Here is a 1,639-nt window from a genome sequence, read left to right as displayed (position 1 = left end):
CGACGGCCGCGCGCCCGGCCTGGCCCGCGTGCAGGACCTCGGTGTCGAGGCGATCACCTTCCCCGCGTCGGCCACCAGCGAGGACATCGCGATGCTGCTCGCCGACGAGAAGGGCGCCACGCTGATCGTCGCCGTCGGCACGCACGCCACCCTCGTCGAGTTCCTGGACAAGGGCCGAGGTGGCATGGCCTCGACCTTCCTCACCCGCCTGCGCCTGGGCGGCAAGCTCGTCGACGCCAAGGGTGTGAGCCGCCTCTACCGCAGCCGGATCTCCACCACGGCGCTCGCCATCCTCGTCCTCGCCGCGTTCCTGGCCATCGGCTCGACGATCGCGGTGTCCGCGGTCGGGCGGGTCTACCTGGACCTGCTGCTCGACCAATGGAACAGCTTCATGTTCTGGTTGGAGAACCTCTTCTCGTGATCGACTTCCGTTACCACCTGGTCTCGCTGATCGCCGTCTTCCTGGCCGTCGCGCTCGGGATCATCATCGGCACCACCGCGCTGAACGAACCGATCCAGGCCGACATCGAGGGCCAGGTGACCGACCTCGAGCAGGACAAGCGCGCCCTGGAGGACCGCACGCAGCAGCTGCAGGCGCAGCTGGACACCGCGGACTCCTTCGGCGACGCCGTCGCCCCCGTGCTGGTGGACGGTGCGCTGACCGCCAGCAGCGTCCTCCTGGTCGTCACCAACGAGGACGTCGCCCCCGAGACGATCGAGGACGTCAGCACGCTCATCACCGACGCCGGGGGCACGGTCAGCGGCACGCTGCGGCTGCAGCCGGAGTACAGCGACCCCAGCACGGCGACGAGCATCCAGAACTTCGTCACCGGTGCCGGCACACCCGCGGGCATCCAGCTGCCGCCGACCGACGACTCCGGGCAGCTGGTCGGCTCCCTGCTCGCCCAGGTCCTGATGGTCCCGCCGGCGGGGCCCGTTCCCGACGCCGCCGCCCTCTCCACCGTGCTCGGCGGGCTCGAGGCGCTCGACCTCGTCGCGCAGGACACCGCGGTGGCCCCGGCGGACCAGGCACTCGTCCTGACCGCCGGCGCCTTCTCCGGGGACGACGCCGCCGAGCGCAGCACGACCGTCGGCGAGCTGGTCGCCGCCCTCGACGCCGTCGGGTCCGGCGCGGTCGTGGCCGGTGACTTCGGCGCCGAGGCGGAGAACGGCCTCGTCGGTGTCATCCGGGCCGACCCGGCGCTGTCGGCGACGATCTCCACCGTCGACAACGTCGCCACCTCGGCCGGCCAGATCAGCGCGGTGCTCGCCCTCGCGAACGAGGGCGACGGCGTCTCCGGCCAGTACGGTGCCGGGGAGGACACCCAGCCGGTCCCGCCGGTCCCCGCTACGGCCCCGTGAGCCCCGTGGACGGACCACGGCGAGCGGCGCTGACCCTCTCCGGCGCGGCGCTGGCCCGTGCCGCGCTGGCCGGTGCCGCCGCACTGGACGCCCGCCGCGCCGGTGTCCCCTGGCGGCGGATGAACTTCGCCGGGCGGCCGGTCACCCTGCTCGGCGGCCCGGCCCTGGCCGCCTCGGCCACGGCAACCGCCGTCCTCGGCGCGCCGGCCGGCACCCGCACGGCGGCCGCGGTCGTCGGGGCGGTCTCCGGCCTCGTCGGCGGCTACGACGACCTGGC

Annotated in this window: 2 protein-coding genes and 1 pseudogene; all 3 read left to right on the top strand. The window is 73.9% G+C overall.

Translation table 11 applies throughout. The features are described 5' to 3' along the window. Positions 1 to 421: putative cytokinetic ring protein SteA (gene steA / locus E4P40_RS27470; protein ID WP_245160632.1), on the top strand; the 421-nt coding region annotated here is incomplete at its 5' end. Next, positions 418 to 1,362, top strand: coding sequence for a copper transporter (locus E4P40_RS27465; RefSeq protein WP_135161449.1), 945 nt, complete (start codon positions 418 to 420; stop codon positions 1,360 to 1,362). The genes steA and E4P40_RS27465, both read left to right, overlap by 4 nt. Positions 1,363 to 1,367: 5 nt before the next feature. Then, positions 1,368 to 1,639 (top strand): annotated as a pseudogene (locus E4P40_RS27460) (hypothetical protein); the annotation flags it as partial.

The organism is Blastococcus sp. CT_GayMR20, from assembly GCF_004570345.1.
Note: the sequence above shows the minus strand (reverse complement) of the source record. Positions and strands in the feature narration are given on the sequence as shown.